Below are 25,505 nucleotides of genomic sequence, written 5' to 3' on the forward strand. Positions count from 1 at the left end.
ATTACAGAACTGACGCTGTGTCAGGAACGGGCGTGCACGCAAAGTTGACGTGCGGACTACAGCACCGCGAGCACTTCCTTGGCCACCCGCTCACCGGAGCGGACGGCTCCGTCCATGAAGCCCATCCAGTGGACCGACGTCTCCGTCCCGGCCCAGTGGATGCCGCCGACCGGGGCGCGCAGGGCGGGGCCGTACTGGGTGAGCACCCCGGGCGCGCCGATGGAGACGGGGCCGCCGCGGGTGTAGGCCTCGTTGTTCCAGCGTTGCAGGACGAAGGACGTGGGGGAGGCCGCTTTCGGGCCGAAGTACGTCACGTAGTCCTTGAGGACGGCCGCCTTCACCTCCGCCTCGCTCGCCGCGTCGTACTTGCGCGCCTCGTCGGCCTCGATGAAGCCCATCAGCGCGCCGTAGGACGCGTCCGGCGGGGAGTTGTCGAAGGTCGAGCTGATCACGCCGGTGTCGCTGACGACCTGGCCGTTGAGGCCGTCGGCCCGCCAGAAGGGGGTGTCGTAGATCGCGATCGCCTTGCCGACCGAGGCCATCGGGAGGCGCTGGGTGAGCTGGTCGCGGGCGGCGGGCAGCAGCGGGTCGTAGGTGATGCGGGCCGCGAGCGGCGGGGGTACGGCGACGACGACCCGCTTGGCGGTGACGGTGACGCCGTCGGCCGTGACGACGTACTTCGAGCCGGACCTGGCGATCGTGCGCACCGGGGCGTTGAGGACCACCCGGTCGCCCAGCGTGGCGGCGAGCTTGATCGGGACCAGCTGGGAGCCGCCGACGAAGCGCAGTTCCTGGGCGCCGCCCGCGGTCTCGGTGAGGCGCTCCAGGGTGCCGGGAGTGGACTCGTTGCCGGCCGCGGCGATGTAGAAGAGGACGAACAGCAGGGACAGTTCTCGGGGTTCGGCCGAGAAGATCGACGTGCAGGCCACGTCCAGCAGGAACTTGGCCGACGGGACCACCGCGTTGGCGCGCAGCCAGCTCTCGAAGGTCTGGCGGTCCCATTCGTCGGCCTTGGCGGCCGTCCAGGGGGCGTCCACCGGGACCTGCTTGGCCATGTCGTCGAGGGAGGCCTGCACGATCGCCGCGTTGGCGAGGCCGGCCGCGTCGATCGGCGGGACCGAACCGAGGAGGCCGTCGGTGGCGTACGGGGTTTTCTTGCCGTCCTTGTAGAGCAGGTTGTTGCCGGTGTTGTAGGTGGCGAAGGTCTGCACTCCGAGCGAGTCCGCGAGGGCCTTGATGCGGTCCTGGGTGGGGCCGATGAACTCACCGCCGCCCTCGGTGACCCCGCCGTTCGCCAGCTTCAGGTTGACGACCCGGCCGCCGACGCGGTCCCGGGCCTCCAGGACGGCGACCGTCTTCCCGCCCGCGACCAGGTCGCGGGCCGCGGTGAGACCGGCCAGACCGGCGCCGACGATCGCGACGTCCACGTCACGGGTGGCGGCAAAGGCGGGGGAGGCCGCGGTGCCGGTGAGGGTGGCGGCCCCGGCCGCGGCGGCGGCACCGCCGAGCAGGGAGCGGCGGGAGAGCCGGGGGAGCGGGGAGAGCGGGGGGAGCTGTCTTTCGCGTGCCACGTGCGTCCTCCGTGGTGGAGAGAGTGTGGAGCTAGAACATGAGAAGTGTTCACATTCTGGCCCCGCACCAGGGCGCACGACAACGCTCCCGTCACATCTGACACATGAGCAACGGGAGTCGTAGTGAGGAGAGTTGAGGTCCGCTACGTCAGACGGGGAGCCGTGAGAGGCTGCCCGCGCCGTCCTTCGTCACGGTCTTCGCGATCTTCTCCGCGTCGATCGCCACCTGGCGGAGGGTGCCGCTGATGGGGGTGACGTAGCCCGTGAAATAGAGGCCGGGGGCGTTCTTGGGGGCCCGGGCGCCGTTGACGACCGGGTTGCCCCGCCGGTCGAGGACGTCGAGGTGACCGACCAGGCCGTCCAGGGCCCGGGTGTACCCCGTGGCCGCGATCACCGCGTCCGGCGCGACGCGGGTGCCGTCGGCGAGGAGCACCTCGCTGTCCTCGAAGCCCTCGACGGCGGCCACGACCTCGACCCTGCCCGTGCGGATCGCGTCGATGAGGCCGACGTCCTGGACCGGGATGGCGCCCTCCTTGACCCGGCTGTAGAGCCCGGTGTCGGGGCGGGGCAGGCCGTGCGCGGACAGGTCGGGCACGCTGAGCTTCGCCATCGGCCGGGCCAGCCGGTCCACCAGGCCGACCGGCAGGCGCCGTACGAGCACGCCCGTGTACTGGGCGGCCCAGCCGGCCGTGGAGCGGCGGACGATGTGCGGGGCGGTGCGCACGGACAGCCGCACCCGCGAGGCGCCGCCCTCGACCAGGTCCACGGCGATCTCGGCGCCGGTGTTGCCGACGCCGACGACGAGGACGTCACGGCCGGCGTACGGCTCGGGGTCGCGGTACTCGCCGGCGTGCACGAGCTCGCCCTTGTACTCCTCGCGGCCCGGCCAGTCCGGCAGCAGCGGGGTGTGGTTGTAGCCGGTGGCGACGACCACCGCGGCGCCGGTCAGCTCGCGGCCCCCGGTGGCGTGCAGCAGCCAGCCGGTGCCGTCGGGGGTGCGCTCGACGCGGGAGACCTCGACGCCGGTGACGGTCTCCAGTTCGTGGAACTCGGCGTACTTCTCCAGGTAGCGCACCACGTCGTCGCGGGAGACCCAGCGGCCGAAGCGGCGTGGCATCGGCAGGCCGGGCAGGGCCGACAGGCGGCGGGTGGTGTGCAGGTGGAGGCGGTCGTAGTGGCGCCGCCAGGAAGCGCCGACCCGGTCGGACTTCTCCAGGACCACCGCGCGGACGCCTCGGGCCCGCAGCGCGTACGCGACGGAGAGCCCTGCCGGGCCGCCGCCGATGACGTACACGGGGCGATCGGGCTGCCCCGGCTGGTCGGGGCGGTCTGCGGGCGTGGAGTCGGCCATGAGCGCGAGCGTAATCAGGCAGCGCGTTGATGGGTCTCGGTCAAGACGGGAATTGGTTGCGGATCGATCACGCCTGTAGGAGGGGTGGGTGGAGCCTGTGGCGTAGGTCACCTGGTTGTGCGCGTACGGAAAAGGCCACGGCGCCGGGTCCGCGGGTGCGGAGCTCGGCGCCGTGGCGGGCGGCGGCCGGAAACTGACGGGAAACCGGGGCCGCGTTCAGGGGGTTACGTGGTCTTCGTTTCCTTCTTGGTCTACCTGGTCTACCTGGTCTACCTGGTCTACCTGGGCTGCTTGGACTTCTTGCTCTTCTTGTAGCCCGTGACCTCGGCGATCCAGGTGATGAAGTCGCCCGGGTCGGTGTTGGCGCCGTGGCCCTGGTCCCAGTAGTAGAGGTGGTTCATCTCGTCGCCGAGGTTCTCGGCGCGGGCGGCGAGGTTCGCGGAGATGACGTGCGCGGTGTCGGTGTCGTTGGTGCCGAGGCGGATCCACCAGTGCCGGGAGCGCTTCCCGTTGACCTTCTCGACCAGGTGGTACATGGGGTTCATGAGCTTCAGCAGCTCGGGGACGTCGCTCTCGACGCGCTTGGTGGACAGGCCCGTGGTGTCGTTCTCGGCGCCGTACGCGGTGAAGTGGCGGTTCGCGGTCGTGGCCGAGCCGAACTCGTTGTTCTCGCCCGCCGACAGGTCGAAGGCGTCGAAGGCCGGCACGGACTTCTTGCGGGCGCCGACGTGGGTGAGGTAGTCGGCCCAGGTGAAGGCGGCCTTTTCGCCGTCCCAGGTGATGAAGGTGTTCTTGGCGAGGTAGGTCTCGCGCTCGGAGTCCGACAGCGCCGCGAGATAGGTGGTGGCCGAGGGCTCCATGTACTGCTTGAGCAGGTACTCGTCGTAGTTCCGGGCGGTGAGGGTGCCGAAGCCCGAGCCCTTGAGGCCGCGCAGCCGCAACTTCGCCTGGTACTCAGCGAACTGGGACCGGAGCTCCCTGGAGACCGTCTGGTCGACCTGCTTCCCGGAGCTGAGCGAGTTGGTGCCCCAGTTCCACTCGTAGGCGCCGTCGGCGTGCTCCAGATCGGTGATCGGGCACCAGGCGCCCACCGCGAAGATCGCGTCGGAGGCGTCGGCGGCGCCGATCTCCCTCAGGTACTTGTCGTAGATCGGGCTGTCGCCCGAGGCGCCGAGCAGGGTGGACACGGCGCCGCCCGCGCTGGTCCCCGCGGAGACGATCCGGTCGACGTCGCCGGGGATGCGGCCCTTGTTGGACCGCACGTAACGGACGGCCGCCTTGAGGTCGACGATCACGGCGGGGGCGCTGCCGTAATACTCGCCGGCCGAGTTCTTGAGGCCGCGGCCGCGGGCGCCGGGCTCGACGACGACGTACCCGGCGGCCAGGGCGAGGAGCTGGTTGCCGGCCAGGGCGCCGCCGGTGGCGTTGGTGTTGCCGTTGGCGCCGGGCGCCGTGGTCCCGGCCGAGGGGTTGGCCGAGGGGGCGGCCGAGGTGCTCGCGGAGGGTGCTCCGCTCGGGGTGCCGCCGCCCGTGCCGCCGCCGCCCGTGCCGCCGCCCATCCCGCCGGCGCCGATCCCGGTGGCGTTCGCCACGGAGGACGGCATGTAGCCGCCTACGGAGTTGGCGAACAGGATGGGGGCGTTGGTCGCGTCGACCGGGGTGCCGTCGATCTCGACCGGCACGCTGACGTTCAGCGACTGGTATGTGGCGTCGACCGGCTTGGAGACGTAGGTGATCGCCTTCCAGAAGTGGTAGGTGACCGCGTGCTCGGTGCCCTCCGTGTCGGTGACGGTCGTCGTCAGTTTCGTGTAGGCGTCGGGGTCGAAGACGAGGTCGCCGTCGCCGCTCCCGGTGGAGCTGTCGGTCGACGCGTCGGCGTTGAGGGACACGCCCCCGACGGCCGCGACCCCAGCCGCCGCGCCGAGGCCGAGGACGACGTTCCTGCGCTTGATTGCCCTGTGCTTCACGGTTGGCTCCCTAGGCGGTTTCGCTGGCGGGAACGAACGTAACCGGGTCTTTGACAAAATTGCCAACAATCCGCGGGTATTCATGGGTGACCCACAGCTTCACCGGGGGCGCACAGGGTTCTCCCGTGAATTCTCGCCGGGGACGCGGTCTTCCCGGGTCCTCTGATCTGACGTACCGTCAGATTCCATGGACACGATCTGGCTGACCGGCGCGCAATGGCTGGCCGTCCTGCGCATAGGCCTCGGGTTGTGGTGGCTGGAGAGCTGGCGGCACAAGGACAAGAAGACGTGGTTCGATGGCGGCGGCATCACCTGGGCTGCGGACATCGCCGCCAAGCACCGCTGGACCCCGGTCCGCAGCGGCTTCGGCGTGGTGGTCGCGCCCCGCCCCAAGACGATGGCGTACGTCGTCGTCTATGCCGAACTCGCCCTGGGGGCGGGCCTGATACTCGGCCTCCTGACCCCCTTGGCCCTGGTCGGCGGCCTGCTCCTCAACTTCCTCTACTTCACCCTGATGATCCACGACTGGGCCGAGCAGGGGCAGAACTCGATGATGGCCCTCATCTCGGTCGTGGCCCTGTTCGCGATGTCCTGGCAGACGTGGTCGCTCGACGCCGCGCTGGGCTGGTTCTGATGGGCGCGAGGTACGACCTGCCGGAGACGGACGCGTTCACGCGGACCTGGTGGGACGCGGCGGCGCGGGGGGTGCTGCTGCTCCGGCACTGCGGGAGCTGCGCCCAAGTGCACCACTACCCCCGCGAGTTCTGCCCGCGCTGCTGGAGCGAGGACGTCTCCTGGCACGCGGCGACCGGCCGGGCCACGCTCCACACCTGGTCCGTCGTCCACCGCAACGACCTGCCGCCCTTCCGGGACCGCACACCGTACGTCGCCGCCGTGGTCGACCTCGCCGAGGGGCCGCGGATGATGACGGAGATCGTGGACTGCGCACGGGAGGACCTGCGACCGGGGCTGGACCTGGAGGCGGTCTTCCCGGACGGGGTACCGAAGTTCCGGCCCGCGGGGCCGTCCCCGCGGGCTGAGTGATCGGCCGGTCCGCGCTGGTCCGTCGTCCAGGGTGAGGGCCTGTCGTCGTTCGGGATCACGGGCGTGTCCTGTGTGTTGCCGCGGTGGTCGACCTTGTGTGTGCGAGGGGTCGTGGCCGGGCTGGGCTCGGGGGCCGCTTACCGGGTGGGGTGCCGAGTGGGCTGAGTGACCGGCGGGCGGCGCTCCACACCCTTTCCGTCGGCCACCGCGACGAACTGCCGCCGCCGTGCTCGACCTCCCTCCGGGAACCCACGCCGTACGTCGCCCCCGTGATCGACCTCCTGCGCGCGTGAGGGCCCATGGCCCGGGCTGGACCTGGAGGCGGTCATCCCGGGCGGCGGGGTGATATTCCCACCGCACGGGACGACCCGGACGGTTTGAATGGGTGGATGAACGACATCGACGATCAGCACTCCATACGCCCCTTCACCCCGCTGCACGGCCACGGCCTGCGCCTGTGCGCCTGGGACGCGGACTCCGACACCCAGGCCCAGGACTGGCTGCGCGCCACGCTGGACCCCGAGTTCGGGCGCTACAACACCCCGCTCCACCTGATCCACGACCTCGACGGAGCCCGTGCCGCCCTGCGCCGCGGGGCCGAACGGGCGGCACAGGGCACGAGCGCGTCGTATCGGATCACGGACGAGTCGAGCGGTACGACGCTCGGGCACATCGGCCTCAACATGATCGACCACGTCTTCCGCACCGCCCGCGTCGGCTACTGGGTGCTCCCCGAGGCCCGCGGCCGGGGCGTGGCCACCCGGGCCCTCCGCCTCGCCACCCGCTGGGCCCTCACCGACCTCGGCCTGCACCGCCTGGAACTGGGCCACGCCCTCGGTCACGACGCCTCCTGCACCATCGCCGAACGCTGCGGCTTCCGCTACGAGGGCACGCTCAGGGGCGCGATGTTCGAGTCGGGGCGGCACGACGCGTTCCGGGACGCGCATCTGCACGCCCGCCTGGCGACGGATCCGGAGCCGTCGTAAATTCGCAGGCGCCGGCCCCGCCTCCGCAGGACCATGGAGCATGCGCCCCGACACCCCGCACCCCGCCCCGCACACGGCCCCGGCCGGCGCCGGCCGTTGGCACACCACCGGGGACCTCGACGCGTTCCTCTCCCGCGCCGGAGACTTCCTCCGCTCCCGGCCGGACCTGCACACCGTCCTGCTCACCGTGACCGACGGCCTGCGCACCCGAGGGCTCCACGCCTACGGCGACGGGACACCTTTCTTCGGGCTGCTGGAGGAGGACGGGAGCGTGCGCGGGGCGTACTTCCGGACCCCGCCGCACCGGCTGTACCTCACGCCGTTGACCGTCGAGCGGGCCGACTCCCTGGCCGCGCACCTGGAGGCCCTGGGCCGGGCCCTCCCCGGGGTCGGCGCCGAGGCCGGGACCGCCCTCGCGTTCACCGAGGCCTGGCGGCGCCGCACCGGCGCCGTACCCGTGCCGTACCGGAGCCAGCGGCTGTACCGGCTCGGCACGCTCACCGTCCCGCACCCCGTGCCACAGGGGCGGCCGAGGATCGCCGAGGAACGGGACCGGGAGCTGCTGGCGCGCTGGTACGGCGAGTTCAGCAGGGACATCGGGGAGAGCGAGGGCGGGCGCGCCGAGTCCTGGGCCGACGCCCGCCTCGCCTACGGCGGCGTCACCCTGTGGGAGGCCCCCGACGGCACCCCCCTCGCCATGGCCGGCCTCACCCCGCCGGTCGCCGGCCAGATCCGGGTGGCGCCCGTCTACACCCCGGCCCCGCTGCGCGGCCGCGGCTACGCCGGTGCCGCCACCGCGGAGGTCAGCAGAATCGCCCGGGAGCGGGGCGCCGCCGAGGTGCTGCTCTTCACCGATCTGGCCAACCCGACGAGCAACGGCCTCTACCAGCGCATCGGTTACCGGCCCGTGGCGGACTTCGCGGTGTACGACTTTCAGGGCCAGAGCAGTTCCTGAGCCCAACCACCCTCCGTACGGCGGTAGGTGAGCCGTACGTGGCGCCTGCGCTCGTCCCCCTGGAAGAACTCCACCTCCTCGGGCGCGAGCCGGTACAGCGTCCAGGACGGGACGGGCGCCGCGGGGTCCCGCCGCGCCCGCTCCCACGACTCCTCGGACGCCCGCGCCAACTCGTCGAGCGAGCCCAGGACTTCGCTCTGCCGCCCGGTGAGCGCGGCGGCCAGCGCACCGGTGGAACGGGCGTGCAGATCCGCCGCCGCCTCCGCGGAGGGCGCGGCGGTCACCGGCCCCCGCACCCGCACCTGCCGGCCGAGGACCGGCCAGTAGAACCCGAGGGCGGCGTACGGCCGTACCGCCAGGTGCCCGCCCTTGCGGCTGTGGGAGTGGCTCGCGAAGGCCCAGCCGTCCGCGTCGGCACCGTGCAGCATCACGGTCCGTACGTCCGGCCGGCCCTGCGCGTCCGCCGTAGCGAGGGACATGGTGTGCGGCTCGGTCTGCCCGGCGGTCACCGCCTCCGCGAACCACGTGGTGAACAGCTCCAGCGGGGTCGCGGGCGCGGCGGAGGGGTCGAAGGAGGGCAGCGAGGTGACCTCCCGGTCCCACACCCGCAGCGATCTGAGCAGTTCGTGAAGGTCCGTTGCCATGCCTCAGACGGTACCGAGGTCGGAGGTCACCCACCGCTCGGGCCGCATCCGCACGATCACCTGCTCGCCGTGGTTCTTCGCGGCGAACTCCACGTACCCCTCCACCTTCCCGGCGGGCAGGTAGCGGGCCGAGATCTCCCGCAGGTCGGCGAGGGTGCCGGGGCGCGTGTCGAGGACCGGCCCCTCGACGGACACGTAACGGATGGTGGGCTCGACGCGCTCGACCAGCAGGGAGAAGCGGCCGGCCGCCCGGATCAGCTCGTGCTTGCGGGACTCGGCGCCGGTCATGATCCAGAGGTCGCCGCCCGGTTCGTACTGGTACCAGATCGGCACGGTGAGCGGCGCGCGTCCCGCTCCCGCGTCGACCGCCAGCGCGGCGACATGGGGCTCGGCCAGGAACTGTTCACGTTCTTCGCGAGTCAGGGCCATACAGTGCAGGGTACTTCGGCCGCCACCACCGGGGTCGTGCGCCAACGCCCCCAACCGCCCCTAACGCCCCAGCACGACCGTCCCCGACGAGCAGAACCAGCCCCCCGTCCCGGACGCCACCGCCAGGTGCGGTGCCGAACCGTCCCGGCGCCGCACCTGGCGTGCGCCCGCCTCCCCGCGCAGTTGCCGTACGGCTTCCACCAGCAGGAACAGCCCTCGCATGCCCGGGTGTTGGGCCGACAGTCCGCCGCCGTCCGTGTTCACCGGCAGGCCCCCGCCCTCGACCAGCAGCCGCCCCTTCTCCACGAAGGAGCCACCCTCGCCCTTCCCGCAGAACCCGAGGTCCTCCAGCGTCACCAGTGTCATGTAGGTGAACGCGTCGTAGATCTCGGCGAGTTCGATCTCCTCGGGGCGGACGCCCGCCCGCTCGAAGGCCAGCCGTCCGCTCACCGCCGCGGGGGACACCGTGAAGTCGGGCCACTCGGACATGCTGACGTGCGAGACGTACTCGCCGGTGCCCAGCACCCAGACGGGAGCGGTACGGCAGTCCCGGACGTACTCCTCGGCCGCGAGCAGCACCGCCGCGCCGCCGTCGGAGCGGATGCAGCAGTGCAGCTTGGTGAAGGGGTCCGCGATCATCGGGCCGGAGAGGACGTCGTCGACGGTGACGGGGGCGCGGAACATCGCCTCGGGGTTGAGGGCGGCGTTCGCGCGGGCCTGGACCGCCACCTGCGCCAACTGCTCGATGGTCGTGCCGTTTTCGATCATGTGGCGGCGGGCCGCCATCGCGTACTTGGCGATCAGGGTGTGGCCGTAGGGCACCTCGAACTGGAGCGGGCCGCGGGCGCCGAAGGAGAGGGTGCCGGTGCGGCGGCCCGCCTTGATGTCGGCGCGGGCCGTGGAACCGTAGACCAGCAGGACCGCGTTCGCGTGTCCGGCGGCGATCGCGTCGGCCGCGTGGGCCGCCATGACCTCCCAGGTGGAGCCGCCCACCGAGGTCGAGTCGACCCAGGTGGGGCGCAGGCCCAGGTATTCGGCGACCTCGGCGGGGGCGAGGGTGCCGGTGCCGGCGGAGGCCAGGCCGTCGATGAGCCCGCGGTCCAGGCCCGCGTCGGCGAGGGCGCGGCGGGCGGCCTGGGCGTGCAGGGCGTAGGGGGTCGTGCCGTCCACGCGGCCGCAGTCGGCCAGGGCCACGCCGGTGATCGCGACTTTCCGGCTCCCGGGGGGCATGAGGGCCTCCTGCCTCTGGGCATCTGGTGCGGGCGCTCCTAATATGACGGACCGTCAGATCCGGAGGGAAGAGGAAGAGCCATGGACGCTCGCTTCACCGCCGAACAGGACGAGATCCGGGGCGCGTTGCGGGAACTGCTGCGGAAGCGGTGCGGGCCCGGGGAGTCCCGCTGCGCGGCCGACACCCCGGCCGGGTACGACCCGGCGCTGTGGACCGCCCTCGCCGAACAGCTCGGGCTGCCGGGGCTGGCGCTTCCCGACAAGTACGGCGGTGTCGGGTGCTCGGTCACCGAACTGGCGCTGGCCTGCGAGGAGACGGGCCGGGTGCTGGCCGCCACACCCCTGCTGGGCACGGCGGTTCTCACCGCCCCCCTGATCCTGGCCCTGGGCACGGAAGCCCAGCGGGCGGACCTGCTCCCCCGCATCGCCTCGGGCTCCCTGACAGCGACCCTGGCCGCACCCCCGGCCACGGCCCTCGCTCTGACCGGCGACAACCGGGGCGACTGGGCGGGAGGCGGCCGCGCGGGCGGAGTCCAGGCACGACGGGTCCCTGGAACGGGCGTCTGCGACCCACCGCCGGCGGGAGCCATGGGGACGGGAGGGTCTACCGGGGTCGGGGCGGAGCAGCAGGCGACCGTGCCCGTGGCGGGAGCCGGACCGGCGGGGCTGTCGGTCGCGGCCGGTTCGGAGCAGCTGGCGGCCGCGCTCGGGGCGGGTGCCGACCCCGTCGGGCGCCCGGCGGCCGCCGGTGTCGGGGGCTGGCGGCTCTACGGGCAGGTGGATCAGGTGCTCGACGGGCACAGTGCTGGTCTTCTGCTGGTCGCCGCTCATGCCGGGGGGTTCGCCCGTTCCCGCACCCTGCTCTTCCTCGTCCGGGGTGACGCCCCCGGGCTGGTCCGCACCCGGCAGACCGCCCTTGACGCGACTCGCCCCCTGGCCCGGGTCCAACTCCGTGACGTGGAAGCCGAGCTGCTCGGTGCCGACGACGGGGCCGATGTCCTCGGGGCGCTGGCCCGCACCGGGGACACCGCCGCCGCCGTACTCGCCTGCGAGGCGGTCGGCGCGGCGGACCGGGTGCTGGGGATGACCGTCGAGTACGTGGGGCAGCGGGAGCAGTTCGGGCGGCCGATCGGGTCGTTCCAGGCCGTCAAGCACCGGCTCGCCGATGTGTACGTGCAGCTCCAGGCGGCCCGTTCCGCGGCCTGCTTCGCCGCCTGGGCCGCCGGCCACGAGGAGCAGCGGGTCGGCGGGCTGGCCCTCGCCCAGGCACTGGAGGCCCTGCGGACGGCCGCCGCCGAGGGGATCCAGCTCCACGGGGGCATCGGGTTCACCTGGGAACACGAGGCGCAGCGGTACTTCAAGCGCGCCACCGGGGACGAGCTGCTCTTCGGGCCGGCGCACCGGCTGCGCGCGCACGCCGCCGACGTGGCTCGGCTCTTCGACGGTGCGGAGGTGTCGGTGTGATCGGCGAACGGCTCGTCCAGAAGGTCTCGTCCACCCGCGGCTTCGCCAAGGTCGCGCCGCATGTGATCCCCGCGCTGGACCGGGCCGTGCACCGGCTCACCCGCGGGCGGCTGCTGCTCAGCGCCCAGATGCTGCCGGGGGTGATCCTCACCTCCACGGGGGCGCGCAGCGGCCTGCCCCGCCGGACCCCGCTGGCCTGCATGCCGGAGGACGACGGCCGCACCTGGATCCTCATCGGCTCCAACTTCGGCCGCGACGGGCACCCCGCCTGGACCGCCAACCTCATCGCCCACCCCGACGCCGAGGTCAACTGGAAGGGCGTGGACGTCCCGGTCAGGGCGACCCTGCTGACGGGGCAGGAGCGGGCGGCCGTGTGGAAGACCGCGCTGGCGTTCTGGCCGCCGTACGCCACCTATCAGGCGCGGGTGGAGCGGGAGATACGGCTCTTCCGGATCGCACGCACGACGGGCGGCCGTCCACCCGCGTGAACAGCCGCCCGTCTGACAGGACTTGAGACCGGGGAGGGGAGCCGAGCTACTTCGTCGGCTTCTTCCCGGTGACACCCAGGTGCACCAACAGCGCCAGGTTCGGCTTGAGTTCGGCCTGCTTGACACCCCAGGTCTGGAAGCCCTTCTGGTGCGAGGCCACCGCCGCGAGCATCGCGACGAGTGAACCGGCGATCGCCGCCGGGTTGACGTCCTTGTCGACCTTGCCCTTGGCCTGGAGCTCGGCGACCGCGTCCGCGAGGGAGTTGTTCACCGAGTTGAGGATCTTCATGCGGATCTTGTAGAAGCGCTTGTCGCCCTCGGCGGCCCCGAGGTCGACCACGCGCAGGATCGCGTCGTTCTTGCGCCAGAACTCCAGGAAGCCGTCCACGAGTTCCTGCGCGGTCTGCCAGCCCGCCTTGCCGACCCACGACCGGCCGTCGAGCAGCTGCGTCAACTGGCCGCCCTCGGTGGCCATTTGCTCGGCGACCTCCAGGACGGCGCCCTCGACGTCCGGGAAGTACTGGTAGAAGGTCGCGGGTGAAGTGCCCGCCTTCCGGGCGACATCGATGACTTTGACGTCCCGGTAGGGGGAGGAGCTGAGCATCTCGCTGAGGCAGTCGAGCAGCTTCTGCCGGGTCGCCTGCCCACGCCGGCCGGCCACGCGGCCGTCGACGGTACGCACTTGTCCTGTCATGCCGTCAGCTTACCGAGGGGTGATCGGAGCGCGATTCGGCCGACTGCAAATGGGGTGCGCGAGGCTCGGGAGACGGGTGTGCCTGGTCCTGCGGGGTGCGTGCGGCGCCGTTACTTTGACGGTATGGCCGAAAACAGGGCATCCGCAGACGGAACGGGATACGGCGAGGGCGTCCCCTGCTGGGTGGACGCGCAGCTTCCCGACGTGGCCGCGGGGAAGCGGTTCTACGGTGAGCTCTTCGGGTGGACCTTCCACGACCGGCCGGACGTCCCCGGTGGTTCGGTGTGGGCCCACCACGAGGGCCGCCCCGTCGCCGCCCTCGCCCACAAGACGGACGGCCGCATGCCCACCGTGTGGACGGTCTACTTCGCCACCCCGGACATCGAGGGCCTCGCCGACCGGATCTGGGCGGCCGGCGGACAGGTCGTCACCGCGCCCATGCCGGTCGGCGAGCTGGGCACGTCCGCGCTGGTCACCGACCCGGAAGGGGCCGTCTTCGGGCTCTGGGAGCCGGGCGGCCACCCCGGCTTCGGCGCCCGGCACGAGATCGGCACCTTCGCCTGGGCCGAGCTGTACGCGCGCGACACCGAGGCCGCCAACACCTTCTACGGCGGGCTCTTCCACGACGCCCTCTTCGGACCCGAGGCCCACCCCGACTTCGGCCGCGCCCCCGTCTCCGACGTGTTCCCGGCCGAGATGCCGCCCCACTTCCTCGTGCATTTCGGTGTCGAGGACTGCGAGGCCGTGCTCGGGACGGTCGGCCGGCTCGGCGGACGGGTCCAGGCGCCGCCATTCGAGACGTCGTACGGAAAAGTGGCCGTCGTCACCGACAATCAGGGGGCGTCGTTCGCCGTTCTGGAGCGTTCGGAGCGGTAGAAGGTTCCGCTTTGCGGTATGACACCCTGTTTGGGCTCGGGTTCGCCACCAGGCCTCCGGCCAGGAAGAATCAGGGTTGCGTGCCGCCATGGCGGTGCGGTGGTGAGACGCTGCACGGGGTCGCGTACATGTGGGTGGCGCGGCTTGTACGGGGAGGTGGCAGGCAGAGTGGTGGATCAGCTGACGCAGCACGATCCGCGCAGGATCGGGCCGTTCGAGGTGCTGGGACGGCTCGGTGCCGGCGGCATGGGGCTGGTCTATCTCGCGCGTTCGGCGTCGGGCCGGCGCGTGGCGATCAAGACGGTGCGTACGGAGCTCGCCGAGGACCAGCTCTTCCGCGTCCGCTTCACCCGCGAGGTGGAGGCGGCCCGGGCGGTCTCCGGCTTCTACACGGCGGCCGTGGTCGACGCCGACCCGCGCGCGGCCGTCCCGTGGCTGGCCACCGCGTACGTCCCCGCGCCCTCCCTCGAGGAGATAGTGAACGAGTGCGGGCCGCTCCCGGCCCAGGCGGTGCGCTGGCTCGCGGCGGGCGTCGCCGAGGCCCTCCAGTCCATCCACGGCGCCGGGCTGGTCCACCGCGACCTCAAGCCCTCCAACGTCCTCGTCGTCGAAGACGGCCCCCGGGTGATCGACTTCGGTATCGCGTCCGGCGTCTCGAACACCCGTTTGACGATGACGAACGTCGCCGTCGGCACCCCCGCCTACATGTCGCCCGAGCAGGCGAAGGACTCCCGCAGCGTCACCGGCGCCAGCGACGTGTTCTCGCTCGGCTCCATGCTGGTCTTCGCCGCCACCGGCCACCCGCCCTTCCACGGCGCCAACCCGGTCGAGACGGTCTTCATGCTGCTGCGCGAGGGCCCCGACCTCGAAGGCCTCCCGGACGAGCTGCGCCCGCTCATCGAGTCCTGTATGCAGATGGAGGCCACCCAGCGCCCCAACCCGGCCGACCTCCAGGCCCAGCTCGCGCCCCATCTCTTCGGCTCCGGCTCCGACGACAGCGGTACGGCCTCGGCGTGGCTGCCAGAGAAGGCCGTCACCATGATCGAGACGCGGCGCGGCGGGCGCCCGGCGCCCACGCAGGCCGGCGGTGCCCGCAGCGGAGGCGGCCGTCCCGCCGTACCGCCGCCGCCCCCCTACGACCCGCCGCAGCCCGCCCCCGTCCCCGTGGGCGCCCCCGACACCGGCCCCGTGCGGCTCGCCGGCGCCCAGGTGCCCATCGGGCCGGGACCGCGCGTCGCCGACGCCCGGGCCGCCGCCGTGAAGGCGCCGCCGCCGGAGGCCGGCCTGGTCGCCTCCTGGTCCCGGCCGCGTCCCGGTGTCAACGGCACCGACGCCGCCGTGGGCCCGGCCGTACCGGCGCCCCAGCCCGCGCCGCCGGAGACCGCGGCCGGCTGGCGTCCCTGGCGCTTCCGCATGTCCAACGACGTGTGGGGCACCCCGGCCGTCGCCGGGGACCTCGTCTACGTCACCTCCTTCGAGGTGCACGCCCTGGACGTCGGCACCGGCCGCCGCCGCTTCAAGACGCGGGACGTGGCCTGGTCGATGGCGGTCGCGGACGGCCGTATCCACGCCTCCGACGGCCCCACCCTCTTCGCCCTGGACGCCCGCGAGGGCGCCGACCAGTGGCGGATCGGCACCGACGCATGGGTGTACTCCCTCAAGGCCGAGCGGGGCACGGTCATCACCGGCACGCGTGGTGGTGGCGTCCAGGCGTGGGAGGCCTCCAACGGGCAGAAACTCTGGGAGATCGCCGGCTGCCAGACCGACTTCGAGTCCCCGGAGGCCGGACCGGCGCTCCACGAGGGCACGGTCTACGTCTGGCAGGAGGGCCGCCTGCGCGCCCTGGACGCCCGCACCGGCGACGAGCGCTGGGCGTTCCCCATCGGCGACGCGGCCTCCTGTGCCGGGGTGCCGGTCCGGGTGACCCAGGCCGGCGACGGGTTCGTGTACGTCTCGGCCGGGACCCGCGTGATGGCCCTCGACGTGGCGAGCGGACGGGTGCGCTGGCACTTCGAGGCCCCGGCGGTCTTCCTGTGCCCGCCGACCTTCGTGCCCGGCGCCGCCGTGACGGGCGGCGGGGTCTACCTCGCCGACTACCTCGGCACGGTGTACGCCCTCGACGCGACCGACGGCCGCGACCGCTGGCGCATCGCCACCGAGGCCCGGTCCTCGGTCGAGCCGGTGCTGGTGGCCGGGGGCCACGTCCACGTGGGCAGCGGCAAGGGCCTGTACACGCTGGACGCCGTCACGGGCACGCCGAAGTGGCGGTTCCAGGCCGGCGGGGACATCGTGGGGGCGCCCGCGGTGGCCGAGGGCCGGATCCACTTCGGGTCCACGGACCACCTGCTCTACACCCTGAAGGCCGACGACGGCCGCCTGCGCTGGAAGCTCGCCACCGGCGGGGAGATCACCGGCTCGCCGGTCGTCAAGGACGGCGTGGTGTACGCGTGCAGCAAGGACCGCTGCGTGTACGCACTGGACGCGGAGAAGGGGACGGGGACGGCCCGGGCCACCTGAGCGGGATGTCGGTGGCGCCCATTAGGGTGACCCCATGCATGCACGGGGGCGGGTTCTCAGGTTCACGGCGGTCACGGCGACGGTGGTTCTCGCGCTGACCGGGTTCTCCAGCGGTCACAAGAGCAGCGGGCGGCACAAGAGCAGCCATGGTGACAGCGACGGCGGCGGGGGGTGCAGCAGCTCCAGCCAGGACCACGACAGCTACACGCCCCGCACCACCAGCACCCGCCACGCCTCGACACTCCAGGACGGCACGGCGGTGCTGGTGAGCTGCGCGACGAAGGCGGCTCCCTACGCCACGGTCGAGGTCAGCAACCCGAACAGCCGTCAGGCCGTCTTCGAGGTCGAGTTCTCCTTCACCGACGCCTCCGGCCGGACGCTGAGCCGTGGGGACAAGCAGGTCACGGTGTCCGCCGACGGCACGTCGAGGATCCAGGTGCCGGCGAGTCGGGCCGTGCTGGCGAAGCTCGACCAGTGCTGGGTCGAGCCGGAAGCCGACCTGGTGAACTGACCGTCAGTCCCGGAGCCCGGTCAGGAACTCCACCAGCAGCGCGTTCACCTCGTGCGGCCGCTCCTGCTGGGTCCAGTGGCCGCAGCCCGGCAGGAGGACCGGGTCGCGGACCAGGTTCGGCATCAGCTCCGGCAGACGCTCTATCAGTTCCGGGGTGCCCGGGAACGCCGGGACCAGGTCCCGGTCGCCGTACACGTACAGGGCGGGCGGGGTGACCCTCGCGCCGTGCCAGGGGGCGGTCAGCTCCCAGTTGCGGTCCAGGTTGCGGTACCAGTTGAGGGCGCCGGTGAAGCCCTTGGCGTAGCTGTCGGCGAGTTCGTCGAGGTCGGCCTCGGTGAGCCAGGCGGGGAGCGTCTCGGGGTCGGGCATGTCCGCGAGCCAGCCGCGGTCCGGGTCGGTCACCAGGGCCTGTTCGTAGCGTCCGGCGCCCTCGCCGTCGCCCGAGGCGCCGACCAGCAGCCTGCGCAGGGCGGAGCGGGGGTCCGCGCCGAACTCGGCGTCGGCGACCCTGGGCCGGTTGAAGTAGTTCCAGTAGAAGCGGCCGCCGAACCGCTCCTGCATGGCCTGGAGCGGCGGCCGTTCACCCCGGAACGGCGGCGGCACGCTCAGCCCCGCCACCCCGCGCACCACGTCGGGCCGCAGCAGCGCGGTGTGCCACGCGACCGGCGCTCCCCAGTCGTGCCCGATGACGAACGCCGTCTCCTCGCCCAGCGCGTGGACCAGTCCGACGACGTCCCCGACGAGGTGGAGGATGCTGTACGCCGACACGTCCTCGGGGTGGTCGCTGGCGCCGTATCCGCGCTGGTCCGGCGCGACCACCCGGAATCCGGCCGCGGCCAGTGGACCGAACTGGTGGCGCCAGGAGTGCCAGGACTCCGGGAAGCCGTGCAGCAGTACGACGAGCGGCCCCTCGCCCTCCTCCGCGATGTGCAGCCGGATGCCGTTCACGTCGACCATGCGATGCTCAACCATGGGGCGAGCATACGCCTGTACCGGGCACCGAAATTGCTAACGCAACCGGAACCCGGGCTGTCGCGAACGGAACAGTTCCGTCTGCCGTTCCGGCGGGAGATTGCCGAGCGCGACGAGGTGCGGCGCCTGCGCGAAGCCCCGCTGCACGGCGGCCTCCTTGGCGGCCCACAGCGCGCGGACCGTGCCCTGCACCCCCTGCGTCGGATACCCGGCGATGACCTCGGCGGCGGTGGTCGCGGCCGTCAACGCCCCGCCCGGGCCGGTGACTTCGGTGACCAGTCCGATGGCGTGGGCGCGTTCGGCGGAGAGCCGTTCCGCCGTCCCCATGAGCGCCATGCGCGCGGCCTCGCCGTGCGGCACGAGCTGCGCCATGAGCACCGACTCGTAGGCGCTGACCATCCCGTAGGCGGTGTGCGGGTCGAAGAAGGTGGCGGTGGGGTCGGCGATCAGGAAGTCACTCTCGCCCAGGAGGTAGAAGGCGCCCCCGCAGGCCATCCCGTTCACCGCCGCGACGACCGGCTTCCACAGGTCGTTGGACTTCGGCCCGACGCGCAGGAGCGGATCGTCCGCCATGTAGGGGGAGTCGGGCTGCGGGACCTCGGCGTCGCGGTCCAGGCCGGTGCAGAAGGCACGCTCCCCGGCACCGGTCAGGACCACCGCCCGCACGGAGTCGTCGTAGCGCAACTCCTGCCAGCAGGCGACGAGTTCGTCCCGCAGGTCCAGGTCGATGGCGTTCAGCCGGTGCGGCCGGTCGAGGGTGACGACCGTGACGCCGGTGTCCTTGTCGGCGGCGACGCGCAGGCCCGTCACGCCGGCACCCACTGCGGAAGCCCGTCCGAGAACACCACGTGCACCCGGGCGCCGACACGGATCCGGCCCGGGTCGAAGGAGTCGATCCCCGCCCCGGCCGCGGTGACCAGGTTCCCGACCAGCCGTATCCGGGGTGCCTCCGCCAGCTCGACCACGATCACGTTGTACGGCGCCCGCGCCGCGTAGTCGGGCAGGAGGGGCGGGTGGGGGACGACGTAGGACCAGATCCGGCCGCGCCCGGAGACCTGGCGCCACTCGGTCTCGAAGGACCGGCAGTGGGGGCAGCAGGGGCGGGGCGGGAAGCGGAGTTCGCCGCAGTCGGCGCAGGCCTGGACGCGGAGTTGGCCCCGGGCGGCGTACTCCCAGAAGGGGGCGCCCGTGGCGTCCTTCACCGGTTCGAGCATGTCAGCTCCTGTCGGTCCGGTTGGTCAGCAGCAGGGCGGAGGTGGGGACGCCCTCGCCGGCGGTGACGAGGCAGGTCGCGGCGTCCGGGACCTGCGCGGTGCTGGTCCCGCGCAGTTGCCGTACGCCCTCGTCGATGAGGTTGAAGCCGTGCACGTACGCCTCGGACAGCCCACCCCCGCCAGTGTTGATCGGCAGCCGTCCGCCGGTCTCCAGGGCGCCGCCCTCGGTGAAGGCACCGCCCTCACCGCGGCCGCAGAAGCCGTAGCCCTCCAGGGAGAGCGGGACGAGGGAGGTGAACGCGTCGTAGATCTGGGCCACGTCGACGTCCTGCGGGGTGAAGTCGGCGTGCTTCCACAGGTGTCGGGCGGCCGTCCAGGCGGGCCCGGTGAGCGGGTCGTCGTTCCAGTAGTTGACCATGCCGTGGTGCTGGGCGGGCAGGCCCTGCGCGGCGGAGTGGACGTAGACGGGGGTGTTCGGGCAGTCCCGGGCGCGCTCCCGGCTGACCAGTACACAGGCCAACGCCCCGTCCGTCTCCAGACAGTTGTCGAAGAGGCACAACGGCTCGCTGATCCAGCGGGAGGTCATGTACATCTCGCGGGTCAGGGGGCGGTCGTACATGATCGCGGCGGGGTTCTGGTTGGCGCGGTTGCGGCAGGCGAGGGCGACGTTGAAGAGGTGGTCGCGGGTCACGCCGTACTCGTGCATGTAGCGGCGGGTGAGCATGGCGATCTCGTCGGCGGGCCGCAGCAGGCCGAAGGGTCTCGTCCACTGGGCCGGGGTGGGGAGTTGGACGGTGGTGTTGGTCCAGGGGCGGGGGCCCGAGCCGCGCTTGCGGGACCGCCAGGCGACGCCGACCGTGGCCTGGCCGCTCGCTATCGCCGCCGCGAGATGGGCGACCGTGGCGCACGAACCGCCGCCGCCGTAGCCGACCTTGCTGAAGAAGGTGAGGTCACCGAGGCCGACGGCCTTGGCGAGCTCGACCTCGTCGGTCTCCTCCATCGTGTACGAGGCCAGGGCGTCGACCTCGCCGGGGGCGATCCCGGCGTCGTCGAGGGCGGCGAGCACGGCCCGGCAGGCCAGGGTCCGCTCGTCCTCGGCCAGGTGTTTGGCGAAGGGGGTCCGTCCGATGCCGACGATCGCCGTGGCGTCCTTGAGAGTCACGCTGCACGCACCTCCGCACACTGTGAGGCCTGCTGACAGCCCGTCAGGCTACAGCTAATCTGACGGGTAGTCAGCCAACGCGTTTCCGCTTTCGGGGAGGCCGATGTGGAGTGGCGCAGCATCCCGGAGCTGGTCCGGTGGGCGGCGGAGCGGTACGGCGCCGCGGAGGCGGTCGTGGAGGGCCGGAACCGAGTCACGTACGGCGAGTTGGGCGCCCGTGTGGAGCGGGCGGCGGCCGCGTGCGTCGCGAACGACGTGCGGCCCGGCGACCGGGTGGCCGTCTGGGCCCCCAACTCCCTGGACTGGATGGTCTCGGCGCTCGGCGCGGTGTCCGCCGGGGCGGTCCTGGTGCCCCTCAACACCCGCTTCAAGGGCGCCGAGGCGGCGGACGTGCTGCGCAGGAGCGGGGCGAGACTGCTGTTCATCACCGGGACCTTCCTCGGCACCTCGTACGTGGCGTCCCTGCGCAGGGCGGTCGCCGAGGGTGCGGGGCTGCCGGACCTGGAGCAGGTGGTGGTGCTGTCGGACGACGCCCCCGCCGACTACCGCACCTGGAAGGACTTCCTGGCGAGCGGGGACGCGGTGGGGGAGGCCGAGGTGCGGGCGCGGGCCGACGCCGTCGCCCCCGACTGGCCCTCGGACATCGTCTTCACCTCCGGCACCACCGGCCGCCCCAAGGGCGCGGTGATCACCCACGAGCAGACCCTGCGGGCGTACGACGTCTGGTGCGAGCTGGCCGGGTTGCGGCACGGCGACCGCTATCTGATCGTGAACCCCTTCTTCCACACCTTCGGCTACAAGGCCGGGGTGATCGCCTGTCTGATGCGGGGCGCGACGATGATCCCGCAGCCGGTGTTCGACGTGGACACCGTGCTGGCGAACATCGCGGCGGAACGGGTCTCGGTGCTGCCGGGCCCGCCCACCCTCCACCAGTCCCTCCTGGACCACCCGGCGCGCGCCTCCCACGACCTGTCCGCCCTGCGCCTGGTGGTGACCGGCGCGGCGGTCGTCCCGCTCCGGATGGTCGAGCAACTGCACGGCGAGCTGGGCGTGGAGACGGTCCTGACCGCGTACGGCCTCTCGGAGGCGAGCGGCATCGTCACCATGTGCCGGCGCGGCGACCCGCTGCCGGTCATCGCGTCGACGTCCGGGCGGGCCATCCCCGGCACCGAGGTGCGGGTGGAGGCACCGCCCGGGCAGCCCGGCGAGGTCCTGGTCCGCGGCTTCAACGTGATGCGCGGCTACTACGAGGACGCGGCGGCCACCGCGGAGGCGGTCACCGAGGACGGCTGGCTGCGCACCGGTGACATCGGCGTCCTGGACGCGGCGGGCAACCTGCGGATCACCGACCGCCTGAAGGACATGTTCATCGTCGGCGGCTTCAACGCCTATCCGGCGGAGATCGAGCAACTTCTCGGCCTGCACCCGGCGGTGGCCGACGTGGCGGTCGTCGGCGTACCGGACGCGCGGCTCGGCGAGGTCGGCAGGGCGTACGTGGTCCGCCGCCCGGACGCGGTCCTGACCGCCGACGACCTGATCGCCTGGGCCCGCCGGGAGATGGCGAACTACAAGGTGCCGAGGTCGGTGGAGTTCGTGGCGCGGCTGCCGCGGAACGCGAGCGGCAAGGTGGTGAAGGGGGAGCTGAGGCGGGGTCCCGGCTGAGCGGCGGACCCCGGACACGCCTCGGCCGCGACGGCTCCCCCTCCGCGCCGCCGCGGCCGATCCCCGTGCAAGGAAGCTTTCGTCAGGCCGTCTCGTCCGTGGCGTGGTTGTCGAGCGGCTTGACCGTGCCGTCCGTCGTGCCGGCGGCCAGGGTGACGACCTTCTCGGCGCCGGTGGCGTGGTTGTCGAGCGGCTTGACCTCGTCCTCGGTCCCCGTGGCGTGGTTGTCGAGCGGCTTGACGGTGCCGTCCTGCTTCTCGGTTTCACTCATGGGTGGTGACTCTCCCGTTTCGATGATGGGCCAGGCCGCCCGGCGACTCCCCCGAGGGCCGCCGGGCGGACATGTCAGGGTCGGTAACCCTAGCGATGGGGACCACCGCTGACCCGTCTGCCCCCCGACGCGACGGATCGACGAGGACGAGTCTGCCGCCCGGCGATAAACGAACGATGAACGTCCGTCCCCGCACCGGCGTGAAGGCCCGCCGTGCCGCTCTGCACGGTGGCCGCTCTACACGGTGGCCGACGGCGTGAGCAGGCGCCGTACGTCGACGGCCTCCGGCGAGCCGAGCTGCTCGAAGATGCCGAGCGCCTCCTGCCAGCACGCCTGGGCCCGACCGGGCTGCCCGAGCCCGCTCAGGGCGCGGCCGAGGACCGTCAGGACGTTGCCGCGCCGCCACTCGCCGCCGATGCCCCGCAGCACGGCCAGGGCCTGCTCGGTCAGGGCGGCGGCCTGCGCGGGCCGGCGGCCGGCGAGGTGCGCCTCGGCGAGCCGGAAGAGCGTCATGCCCTCCCACAGCCGCTGCCGGCTGTCGCGGAAGACCTCCAGCGCCTCCGTCAGCCGGTCCACGGCGGCGTCCAGCCGCCCCTGCCCGGTGAGCGCCAGGCCCAGCGCGTAGCGGCCGTTCGCGCCGCGCAGCGTGTGTCCCAGCCGGTCGTAGATGACGATGCCCTGCCGGGCGAGCTCCACGGCGCTGGTGCTGCGGCCCATGGCCAGGTGGATGCGGGAGAGGTTGCACAGCGCGCTGGCCTCGCCCGCGAGGTTCCGGTCGTGCCGGAAGCTCTCGATGGCCTCCTTCAGATACGCCTCTCCCTCGGGGTGGCGGCCCTGGTAGAGCGCGATGATGCCGCGGTCGTTGGCGGCCCAGCAGCTCGGTGCGAGGTCGTCCGCCGCGCGGGCGAGGTCCATGGCCAGCCGGGCCACCGCGTCCGCCTGGTCGAAGCGGCCGGCGACGATGTGGACATTGGTCAGGGCGGTGAGCACGCGCGCGCGGGTGCGCGGGTCGTCCGCCGCGTCGGCAGCGTCCCGCAGGGCGACGGCGGCGACCTCGTACTGCTTGGCGTTGGCCCCCGACTCGGCCAGGTCCTTCGCCACCCACAGCAGGTCCACCGCGCGTCGCAGCAGCGTCCCCTGCGCGCACTGCTGGACGAAGGCGAGCAGCGCGTTGGCCTCCGCGTACAGCCAGTCCTGGGCGCTGTGGCGGTCCTCGAAGGACAGCCCGGGGTAGCGGATCTCCTCCAGGTGCTCCACCAGCCGGTCCCCGGGCCGCTCGATGGCGTACACGGCCGCCGCGGTCGCGAGGTAGAAGTCCAGCAGCCGCGACAGCGCCGCCTCGCGCTCGGTGGGCGGCCACTCGTCGCGTTCGGCGCACGCACGCGCGTAGAGCCGTACGAGATCGTGGAACCGGTAGCGGCCGGGCGCCGCCGACTCCAGCAGCGAGGTGTCGACCAGGGCCTCCAGGAGGTCCTCGGTGTCCTCGACGGGCAGGTCCAGTACGGCGGCCGCGGCGGCCAGCGAGATGTCGGGGCCGTCGGCGAGGCCCAGCAGGCGGAAGGCGCGGGCCTGGGCGGGTTCGAGCTGGCCGTAGCCGAGCTCGAAGGTGGCCTTCACGGCGAGGTCGCCGGCCTGGAGCTCGTCGAGGCGACGGCGTTCGTCGGCGAGCTTCGCCGCGAGGACGGACACCGTCCAGGTGCGGCGGGCCGCCAGGCGGGAGGCGGCGATGCGGATCGCGAGCGGGAGGAAGCCGCAGGCGGCGACCACGTCGAGGGCGGCCTTGCGCTCGGAGGCGACCCGCTCCTCGCCGACGATCTTGGTGAAGAGCTGGAGTGCCTCGTCGGGGGACATGACGTCCAGGTCGACCAGGTGGGCGCCCGCGAGGTCGACCATCCGGACCCGGGAGGTCACCAGGGCCGCGCAGCCCTCCGTGCCCGGCAGCAGGGGCCGTATCTGGGCCGCGTCGCGCGCGTTGTCGAGCAGGACGAGGACCTGGCGGCCGTCCAGCACCGAGCGGTACAGGGCGGCCCGTTCCTCCAGGGAGTCGGGGATCGCCGAGTCGGCGGTGCCGAGGGCCCGGAGGAAGGCGCCGAGGACCGTCTCCGGTTCGGCCGCGCGGGCGCCGGCGCCCTGGAGGTCGACGTAGAGCTGCCCGTCGGGGAAGGCGGAGCGGGCCTGGTGGGCCACGTGCACGGCCAGCGTGGTCTTGCCGACGCCGCCGATGCCGGCCAGCGCGGAGACCGCCATCACCCGGCCCTCGGAACCGGAGGCGAGCACCTCGCACAGTTCGGTGACGAAGGACGCGCGGCCGGTGAAGTCAGGCACAGTGGCGGGGAGTTGAGCGGGCCGCACGGGGGCGGCGACCGGTTCGGGCCGCGGGGAGGAGGGCTCCGCGAGGCCCGGGTCGGCCTGGAGGATGCGCTGCTGGAGCTCGCGCAGGCCGGGGCGCGGGTCGACGCCGAGTTCGTCGGCGAGCAGGCGGCGGGTGTCGGCGTAGACCGCGAGGGCCTCCGCCTGCCGGCCGCTGCGGTACAGGGCCAGCATGAGCAGTTCGCGCAGGCGCTCGCGCAGGGGGTGCTCGGCGGTGAGGGCGGTGAGCTCGGACACCGCCTCCGCGTGGCAGCCCTGCTCCAGGTCCATGTCCAGGCGGGATTCGAGGAGTTGCAGCCGCCACTCCTCCAGCCGCACGCGCTGCCCCTCCGCGTACGGGCCCGGCACGCCCGCCAGCGCCTCGCCGTCCCACAGCCCCAGCGCCCGGGTCAGGGCGTCCCGCGCGTGGCACAGGTCGCCGGCGCTCTTGGCCTTCTCCGCCTCGGTGGCGAGTTCCTGGGCGGCGGCGAGGTCCAGGGCGTCCTCGCCGAGCCCGCGGATCGCGTAGCCGCCGGACTCGCTGACCAGGATGCCGGGGTCGAGGATCTTCCGGAGCCGGGAGGCGTACGTGCGCACGGCGGCCAAGGCCTGCGAGGGGGGCTCCTCGCCCCACAGGGCGTCGATCAGCTCGGCGGCGGTCGCGGTACGGCCCTCGCGCAGCAACAGGGCGGCCAGCAGGGCGCGTTGCTGCGGGGAGCCGGTGTTCAGCAGCTCCTCACCACGCCGGGCGCGCACGGGCCCGAGCACGCAGAAGCGAAGCGGCACGGGCGCTGTGGCGGGGGCCGTGTGCTGCCCGGTTTCCCTCGCGAGGCTCGTGTGCTGTCCGGCCCCCGTAACCGAGCCCGTGTGCTGTCCGGGTCCCGCCGAGGAGCCCGTGTCCTGCCCGGCCCCCGCCGGGGAGCCGGGACGTCTCTGCTCCGGCACCCGCGGTACACCGTCCATCGCCGTCCCCCTAGGGCCTGTTTACAACCCCGTCAGTTTGCCTTGTCCATGGCGGATGCGTCAGCTGTGGAGAGCCTGATCACAGGAGGACGCGCGGGATATCACAAGGCCTACACCCTCTCTCCGCACACTTCCGCACAGCAACCGTCGTCATCGGCCACCGCACACGGAGCTGACGGGTCGTC

The 25,505-nt window shown here is 72.7% G+C and carries 23 protein-coding genes; 10 read left to right on the plus strand and 13 right to left on the minus strand.

What is annotated here, in order from left to right; genetic code table 11:
• Nucleotides 1-56 precede the first annotated feature (56 nt).
• The 3 genes from ABZ098_RS20975 to ABZ098_RS20985 all read right to left on the minus strand — a co-directional run bounded on the left by ABZ098_RS20975 (nt 57) and on the right by ABZ098_RS20985 (nt 4,889).
• Nucleotides 57-1,571: an FAD-dependent oxidoreductase gene (locus ABZ098_RS20975; protein ID WP_356593220.1), complete on the minus strand. Its 1,515-nt coding sequence runs from the start codon at nt 1,569-1,571 to the stop codon at nt 57-59.
• A 148-nt stretch (nt 1,572-1,719) separates the two neighbouring features.
• Nucleotides 1,720-2,922 (minus strand): NAD(P)/FAD-dependent oxidoreductase, encoded by a 1,203-nt coding sequence (locus ABZ098_RS20980; protein WP_356593222.1) that lies wholly within the window; start codon nt 2,920-2,922, stop codon nt 1,720-1,722.
• A 278-nt stretch (nt 2,923-3,200) separates the two neighbouring features.
• Entirely contained in the window at nt 3,201-4,889 is a 1,689-nt protein-coding gene (locus ABZ098_RS20985; RefSeq protein WP_356593224.1) for a subtype B tannase, read from the minus strand.
• A 187-nt stretch (nt 4,890-5,076) separates the two neighbouring features.
• On the opposite strand from ABZ098_RS20985, the gene ABZ098_RS20990 reads away from it, so the two are divergent.
• From ABZ098_RS20990 to ABZ098_RS21005, 4 genes are all read left to right on the plus strand, one after another.
• Nucleotides 5,077-5,523, plus strand: a complete 447-nt coding sequence (locus ABZ098_RS20990; RefSeq protein WP_356593226.1) for a DoxX family protein — start codon at nt 5,077-5,079, stop codon at nt 5,521-5,523.
• A complete protein-coding gene (locus ABZ098_RS20995) occupies nt 5,523-5,933 on the plus strand; it encodes an OB-fold domain-containing protein (RefSeq protein ID WP_356593228.1) in 411 nt (136 codons plus the stop codon). The genes ABZ098_RS20990 and ABZ098_RS20995 overlap by 1 nt, the downstream gene beginning before the upstream one ends.
• A 389-nt stretch (nt 5,934-6,322) precedes the next feature.
• Entirely contained in the window at nt 6,323-6,919 is a 597-nt protein-coding gene (locus ABZ098_RS21000) for a GNAT family N-acetyltransferase (RefSeq protein ID WP_356593230.1), read from the plus strand.
• A gap of 40 nt (nt 6,920-6,959) precedes the next feature.
• On the plus strand, nt 6,960-7,874 hold the full coding sequence (locus ABZ098_RS21005; RefSeq protein WP_356593232.1) for a GNAT family N-acetyltransferase: 915 nt from the start codon (nt 6,960-6,962) through the stop codon (nt 7,872-7,874).
• On the opposite strand, the gene ABZ098_RS21010 is transcribed toward ABZ098_RS21005, so the two are convergent.
• From ABZ098_RS21010 to ABZ098_RS21020, 3 genes are read right to left on the minus strand one after another with little or no spacing between them, the layout of a single operon-like run.
• A complete protein-coding gene (locus ABZ098_RS21010) occupies nt 7,853-8,518 on the minus strand; it encodes a pyridoxal 5'-phosphate synthase (protein ID WP_356593234.1) in 666 nt (221 codons plus the stop codon). The two genes, ABZ098_RS21005 and ABZ098_RS21010, sit on opposite strands and share 22 nt — an antisense overlap.
• Before the next feature lie 3 nt (nt 8,519-8,521).
• Nucleotides 8,522-8,947, minus strand: coding sequence for a pyridoxamine 5'-phosphate oxidase family protein (locus ABZ098_RS21015; RefSeq protein ID WP_356593236.1), 426 nt, complete (start codon nt 8,945-8,947; stop codon nt 8,522-8,524).
• 60 nt (nt 8,948-9,007) lie between these two features.
• Nucleotides 9,008-10,177, minus strand: coding sequence for an acetyl-CoA acetyltransferase (locus ABZ098_RS21020; RefSeq protein ID WP_356593238.1), 1,170 nt, complete (start codon nt 10,175-10,177; stop codon nt 9,008-9,010).
• A gap of 81 nt (nt 10,178-10,258) precedes the next feature.
• On the opposite strand from ABZ098_RS21020, the gene ABZ098_RS21025 reads away from it, so the two are divergent.
• The gene (locus ABZ098_RS21025; protein WP_356593240.1) at nt 10,259-11,641 is read left to right on the plus strand and encodes an acyl-CoA dehydrogenase family protein; all 1,383 of its coding nucleotides are present in this window, start codon (nt 10,259-10,261) and stop codon (nt 11,639-11,641) included.
• A complete protein-coding gene (locus tag ABZ098_RS21030; protein WP_356593242.1) occupies nt 11,638-12,129 on the plus strand; it encodes a nitroreductase family deazaflavin-dependent oxidoreductase in 492 nt (163 codons plus the stop codon). Before ABZ098_RS21025 ends, ABZ098_RS21030 begins: the two co-directional genes overlap by 4 nt.
• A gap of 46 nt (nt 12,130-12,175) precedes the next feature.
• Here the strand turns inward: ABZ098_RS21030 and ABZ098_RS21035 are convergent, their stop codons facing one another.
• Complete coding sequence (locus ABZ098_RS21035) at nt 12,176-12,811, minus strand: TetR family transcriptional regulator (protein WP_356593767.1); 636 nt, start codon at nt 12,809-12,811, stop codon at nt 12,176-12,178.
• Nucleotides 12,812-12,946: 135 nt separating this feature from the next.
• Between ABZ098_RS21035 and ABZ098_RS21040 the strand changes: the two genes are divergently transcribed.
• From ABZ098_RS21040 to ABZ098_RS21050, 3 genes are all read left to right on the plus strand, one after another.
• Complete coding sequence (locus ABZ098_RS21040; RefSeq protein ID WP_356593244.1) at nt 12,947-13,699, plus strand: VOC family protein; 753 nt, start codon at nt 12,947-12,949, stop codon at nt 13,697-13,699.
• A gap of 168 nt (nt 13,700-13,867) precedes the next feature.
• Nucleotides 13,868-16,216, plus strand: coding sequence for a PQQ-binding-like beta-propeller repeat protein (locus ABZ098_RS21045; protein WP_356593246.1), 2,349 nt, complete (start codon nt 13,868-13,870; stop codon nt 16,214-16,216).
• A 34-nt stretch (nt 16,217-16,250) separates the two neighbouring features.
• Entirely contained in the window at nt 16,251-16,727 is a 477-nt protein-coding gene (locus ABZ098_RS21050; RefSeq protein WP_356593248.1) for a hypothetical protein, read from the plus strand.
• Nucleotides 16,728-16,730: 3 nt separating this feature from the next.
• Here the strand turns inward: ABZ098_RS21050 and ABZ098_RS21055 are convergent, their stop codons facing one another.
• From ABZ098_RS21055 to ABZ098_RS21070, 4 genes are read right to left on the minus strand one after another with little or no spacing between them, the layout of a single operon-like run.
• Complete coding sequence (locus ABZ098_RS21055) at nt 16,731-17,699, minus strand: alpha/beta hydrolase (RefSeq protein ID WP_356593250.1); 969 nt, start codon at nt 17,697-17,699, stop codon at nt 16,731-16,733.
• Nucleotides 17,700-17,735: 36 nt separating this feature from the next.
• Nucleotides 17,736-18,521 (minus strand): enoyl-CoA hydratase/isomerase family protein, encoded by a 786-nt coding sequence (locus ABZ098_RS21060; protein WP_356593252.1) that lies wholly within the window; start codon nt 18,519-18,521, stop codon nt 17,736-17,738.
• Entirely contained in the window at nt 18,506-18,913 is a 408-nt protein-coding gene (locus ABZ098_RS21065) for an OB-fold domain-containing protein (protein ID WP_356593254.1), read from the minus strand. Before ABZ098_RS21065 ends, ABZ098_RS21060 begins: the two co-directional genes overlap by 16 nt.
• 1 nt (nt 18,914) lies before the next feature.
• Entirely contained in the window at nt 18,915-20,075 is a 1,161-nt protein-coding gene (locus ABZ098_RS21070; RefSeq protein ID WP_356593256.1) for a lipid-transfer protein, read from the minus strand.
• Between the two features lie 105 nt (nt 20,076-20,180).
• Here ABZ098_RS21070 and ABZ098_RS21075 point away from each other — a divergent pair, with 105 nt between their 5' ends.
• The gene (locus tag ABZ098_RS21075) at nt 20,181-21,737 is read left to right on the plus strand and encodes a FadD3 family acyl-CoA ligase (protein WP_356593258.1); all 1,557 of its coding nucleotides are present in this window, start codon (nt 20,181-20,183) and stop codon (nt 21,735-21,737) included.
• An 82-nt stretch (nt 21,738-21,819) separates the two neighbouring features.
• Here ABZ098_RS21075 and ABZ098_RS21080 read toward each other — a convergent pair whose 3' ends face one another.
• Nucleotides 21,820-22,008, minus strand: coding sequence for a hypothetical protein (locus tag ABZ098_RS21080; RefSeq protein WP_356593260.1), 189 nt, complete (start codon nt 22,006-22,008; stop codon nt 21,820-21,822).
• Between the two features lie 237 nt (nt 22,009-22,245).
• Entirely contained in the window at nt 22,246-25,320 is a 3,075-nt protein-coding gene (locus tag ABZ098_RS21085; RefSeq protein ID WP_356593262.1) for a BTAD domain-containing putative transcriptional regulator, read from the minus strand.
• Nucleotides 25,321-25,505: the final 185 nt, after the last annotated feature.

The organism is Streptomyces sp. NPDC006335, assembly GCF_040612795.1.
In the GTDB taxonomy this organism is placed as follows: Bacteria; Actinomycetota; Actinomycetes; order Streptomycetales; family Streptomycetaceae; genus Streptomyces.